The organism is uncultured Lamprocystis sp. (assembly GCF_903933125.1).
GTDB lineage: Bacteria > Pseudomonadota > Gammaproteobacteria > Chromatiales > Chromatiaceae > Thiodictyon.
This window is the reverse complement of the sequence record NZ_CAIZIZ010000056.1, coordinates 1-3,600: the sequence shown is the minus strand read 5'-3', so window position 1 is coordinate 3,600 and position 3,600 is coordinate 1. Positions and strand designations below refer to the sequence as shown.

The window sequence follows — 3,600 nt, the reverse complement described above, 5'->3', positions numbered from 1 at the left end:
ACGCTTATCCACCCTACAAAACCGGCCCGCTGTAGGGTGGATAAGGCGCGCCGCTCGGTGTCAGGGACCCGGCACGCCGGTCGTGCGCGCCGCATCCACCAGGGGGGCTGCGCGATGCTGCCCAAATTTGGAATTGCTGTCCAGGACGACGGTCTCGCCGTCACCGCGGATGACGCGGTACTCGGTGCGATAGTGGTCCTCACCCGGCCGCAATGACTCCAGCAGGGCGATGAAACGCGCGCGGTCCGCCGGCACCACCCGCTGAAACCAGCCCTGCCCGCTATCGTGCTCCGCCGTCTCGCCGGAGAGGCCCAGGATGGCCGCGCAGGTCGTGCTGCGCCACACCCGGTCGCCCTCCTGCGGCTCCCACGCGAAGGCGAAGGAGCGGCTGGTCTGCATCGCCAGGTGCAGCCAGTCCTGGCTCTCCTGCAGGGCGCACTCGGCCCGCGCGCGTTCGTCCACCTCGACCGCCAGTCGATCGCGCGAGACCGTGGTCTCCTGGATCTGGTCCAGCAGGTGGTCGAAGGCGTTGGCCAATTGGCCCAATTCGTCCCGGCGGTGCGTGTTGAGGCGCAACGCCGTGGTGCTGCCGCCGATCTGTAACACGGCCTGGCGCAACCGGTCGATCGGCAACAACAGGCTGCGCTCGATCAGCAGGAGCAGTCCCAGCCCGATGGCTGCCAGTCCCGCCAGCAGCAGGCCCAGGGCGCGGTGCTCCCGCGCGCTCGCCTGGAAATACCCTTCGAGGGCGCGATCATTGATCTGACTGACGAACAGGGTCATGGCATGGCTGTTCATCAGGATCAGTTCGGTGGTCTGCCGGCCGCGCGCGCGCAGCCGCGGGTCGGGCCCGGTGGCGTCCAGGTCGGCGAGGAGTGCCGGCAGATCGTTCGCCATGCGCCTTGCGCCGTTCCAGGCGTACCGGGTATCCGCATCCGGTGCGTCCGCTGCGGCGCTGGACCGGGCCCCCGGCTCCAGCAGATCGGCGAGGCGCTTGAATTGCGCCTCGACCTGGGATCGGGGGTGGGTGTGCGGGGACAGCAGATGGCCGAAGAGCACCGTGCGCAGTTGGGCGTTCGCAACGGTCAGGGACTGGCTCAGCGCCAGGTCCTGCTCGGCGCGGGTCTTCTCCCGGTAGGCGGCGAAAAAGACGCCGAGCAACCACAGGGCGATCAGCGTGGACCCCAGCACGAGCAGGCGGACGCGGGTGCGCAGGGTCATCGTGGCGGGGTGATGGTGACGGACCCTGGGCGCAGCCGCACAAGGCTGGAAGGGTCGATCAAGGCGCGAAAATCGGGCATCGGTTGACCGGGGGCGGACCCACTGGCGATTGCCCACCGGGCCTGCGACTGCAGGAGCATGACCAACCCCTGGTCGAGGGCCAGATTGAATCCAAGCCGCTCCCAGAGTTCTTCGATCACCGCGCCTTCAACATTCAGCTCACTCATCGCGACCTGCATGGCCTCGTGCGGATGCGTGCGCATCCAGCCGATGGTGCGATCGAGGGCCCGCAGGAGACGACCGATCGCCTCCGGCCGGCGCTGCGGCAGGTCCGGTGCCACCGCCAGGCTCGCATAGCCCCAATAATGCGGTCCCATAGGGACGGTGCGGGCGGCCTCGCCCAAGGCCCGCTGGCACTGGGTCGTAAAAGGGGCCAAGGTAGCGACCGCATCGACCTGGCCGGCCGCCAGGGCCGGCGCCTGCTCCGCGGCCGGCAGATCGACCAGGGTGATGTCCGTCTCGGTCAGTCCCTGGTCGATCAGCATGACGTGCAGGAAATAATGGACCGTGGTGCCGATGAGGACCCCGACGCGCCGGCCGCGCAAGTCCGCCACCCGGCTGATGCCCCGGTCGGCCCGGGCCACGATGGCGTGCTCACCGCTGCCGGCATAGGTGGCGATGACACGCAACGGCTTCCCGGTGAGGGCGGCGAACACGAGCGGGGTCTCGGCGACCGTGGCGACCTCGGCCTCGCCGCGCAGCATGGCCTCCAGGGCGAGCTTGCCGCTGGGCAGGCGCTGCAGGGTCGCCGTCAGGCCCTCGGCGGCGAAGAATCCCCGCCGCTCGGCCACCCACAGCGGTACGCCGATGAAATTGTTGGCGACGGCGATCGTCAGGGGTTCAGGGGCTGGCGGCGCCCGGCTCAACCAGACGATGGCGATGGTGATGGCGATCAGCGCCGCCACCGCGCTTGCTGCAATTCGAACCATAGCACCGCGCTAAAAAAGACCACTGGCAGCCCATTTTATGGAAGTATAGCGCTTCAACATTGTATCCTGATAGACGGTTTCAAAAGGTCAATTTGGCCGTCGAAGTAAATCAATATGTTACGTATTATTTGACTTATGAGCCAATTGCAAAATTGTCGGCTACGGAGCAACTATATGGAGCCGAAGCAGGACGAGGGGCGAGAACTGGTGTTTCTTGCCCCTTTCAGATAGCGGTTCCGCTTTTCGGTGGGCGGGTGGTGGCGGATCGCCCTACGATCCGTCCGACCCGTCAAACACGGTTACGTCACCGCCGTTCGGGACTGGCCTTACTCCACCTTCCATCGGCTGGTCGAAGCGGGGCTCTATCCCGCCGATTGGGGCTGCGCCGGTACCTGGAGAAGCAGGGCGGCAGCTATGTCACCGACGACCTGCGCGAGCGTGAGACGACATCATCTGGCGAGTGCGGGTGGCGGGCGAATGGCTCTATGTGTACCTGCTGATCGAATTCCAAAGCCAGATCGACCCCTGGATGGCGGTGCGGGCGATGGTCTACACCGGGCTCTTGTATCAGGATCTGATCAAAAGCGGGGCGGTGGCGGCTGGTCATCACCTGCCGCCGGTGTTTCCGCTGGTGCTCTGCAATGGCACTGGACGCTGGACGGCGGCGCGCGACATTGCCGAACTGATCGTCCCGCTGCCGAACGCCCTGGCCCGCTACCGGCCCCAACACCGCTATCATCTGATTGATGAGGGCCGCATTGGGGAGGAAACGCTCGGGCAGGCGACCAGTGTGGCGGCCGAACTGGTGCGGTTGGAAACCCTGGCCGCCGGAAGCGGGAAGGCAAGCGCGATGCGCTGAAACGCTTGCTCCGAGTCCGTTTTGGTGATTTCCCGCCCTGGGCGCAGACGCGTATCGACGCGGCGACCCTCGGCCAGTTGGACGCCTGGCTGGACGGCATCTTCCAGGCCGCGACCCTGGAGATCCTGCTCGGCGGACCGCAGCCGGAGTCGCGCCCACCCGCGGGTTGAACGGTAGTGGCGTGACCTGGCCCAGTGCCGCGGGCCGGATGAGGCGCATGCCGTCCGGCCGTTTACCGCAAGACCCGTGATTTCCCGGTGGGAGGGGCATCCAGTCCACGGGGTGAGCAATTGAAGGCCCTGGCTTTATCGGAGCCGCCATCGCTGTTTGCTGTTGGACGGCGCCGACTTGGCCCCGGCGGCACCCGCCGACTGGGCCTATTTTATCGCTTTCGTACCTGGTATCCGGACAGACACGCGTGCAGGGGCGGGTTTAAAACCCGCCCCTACTATCACGTCCGACGGCTATAAAGCCCTGCGGACGCGCGCCAGGGCTTTGGTCATCGTTCCGACCACTGGAGGCCGAGGCTTT

General features: G+C 66.5%; 4 protein-coding genes and 1 pseudogene. 3 read left to right on the top strand and 2 right to left on the bottom strand.

The window, feature by feature from the left end; genetic code table 11:
• Positions 1 to 60 precede the first annotated feature (60 nt).
• Both QZY03_RS02525 and QZY03_RS02520 read right to left on the bottom strand, forming a co-directional pair.
• Entirely contained in the window at positions 61 to 1,221 is a 1,161-nt protein-coding gene (locus QZY03_RS02525; RefSeq protein WP_295577978.1) for a HAMP domain-containing protein, read from the bottom strand.
• Positions 1,218 to 2,210, bottom strand: coding sequence for an ABC transporter substrate-binding protein (locus tag QZY03_RS02520; protein ID WP_295577975.1), 993 nt, complete (start codon positions 2,208 to 2,210; stop codon positions 1,218 to 1,220). The genes QZY03_RS02525 and QZY03_RS02520 overlap by 4 nt, the downstream gene beginning before the upstream one ends.
• A 285-nt stretch (positions 2,211 to 2,495) precedes the next feature.
• Between QZY03_RS02520 and QZY03_RS02515 the strand changes: the two are divergent.
• The 3 genes and pseudogenes from QZY03_RS02515 to QZY03_RS02505 all read left to right on the top strand — a co-directional run.
• A pseudogene (locus tag QZY03_RS02515) lies at positions 2,496 to 2,591 on the top strand (transposase); the annotation flags it as partial.
• Between the two features lie 85 nt (positions 2,592 to 2,676).
• Positions 2,677 to 3,069 (top strand): Rpn family recombination-promoting nuclease/putative transposase, encoded by a 393-nt coding sequence (locus tag QZY03_RS02510; protein WP_295577972.1) that lies wholly within the window; start codon positions 2,677 to 2,679, stop codon positions 3,067 to 3,069.
• Between the two features lie 5 nt (positions 3,070 to 3,074).
• Positions 3,075 to 3,239, top strand: a complete 165-nt coding sequence (locus QZY03_RS02505; protein ID WP_295577970.1) for a hypothetical protein — start codon at positions 3,075 to 3,077, stop codon at positions 3,237 to 3,239.
• Positions 3,240 to 3,600: the final 361 nt, after the last annotated feature.

Bases quoted from the DNA above. Each gene is read 5' to 3' on its own strand.
- QZY03_RS02525 (WP_295577978.1), bottom strand. From the start codon at position 1,221: ATGACCCTGCGCACCCGCGTCCGCCTGCTCGTGCTGGGGTCCACGCTG.
- QZY03_RS02520 (WP_295577975.1), bottom strand. From the start codon at position 2,210: ATGGTTCGAATTGCAGCAAGCGCGGTGGCGGCGCTGATCGCCATCACC.